This is a genomic window from Geobacillus sp. ZGt-1 (assembly GCF_001026865.1).
Taxonomy (GTDB): Bacteria; Bacillota; Bacilli; order Bacillales; family Anoxybacillaceae; genus Geobacillus; species Geobacillus thermoleovorans.
In genome coordinates this window covers 342,446-342,831 of record NZ_LDPD01000013.1, presented here as the reverse complement: position 1 = coordinate 342,831, position 386 = coordinate 342,446, and the positions used below count along the sequence as shown (strand labels likewise).

The window sequence follows — 386 nt, the reverse complement described above, 5'->3', positions numbered from 1 at the left end:
CCTGCTTAAGCAGGGTGCCTTTTTCATTGCGATTTGCATAGATTCAACCAAGCGGCGAACAATAAAAAAAGGGAGGTGTTCATATGGCCAGACGCGATGCCGACGTACATACGGGATACAACGACTTAAAGCAAGTGGAAATGTTCGTCGAGACGGCGGAGAAAATGGTCGGCCAGGCGACGATGCAGCTCGATCCCGAGATGCTTCGCCATGCCGAACAAGCGGTGAAAAACGCCCGCGACCAACTTGCACGCGCCCGCCAAGAAGCAACGGGCGTCGACGGTGATTTTCTCGCCCGTTGCGAACAAACATTGGCCCGCGCCGAACACCAGCTTCGCGAGGCGCGGCAATAACAGCAAAACGATATATATAGATGCAACGAAATC

At 53.6% G+C, this 386-nt stretch carries 1 protein-coding gene; it reads left to right on the top strand.

Annotation, left to right across the window (positions count from 1 at the left end):
- Positions 1-83: 83 nt before the first annotated feature.
- Positions 84-353, top strand: a complete 270-nt coding sequence (locus VU18_RS05925) for a DUF2564 family protein (protein ID WP_011230852.1) — start codon at positions 84-86, stop codon at positions 351-353.
- Positions 354-386 lie beyond the last annotated feature (33 nt).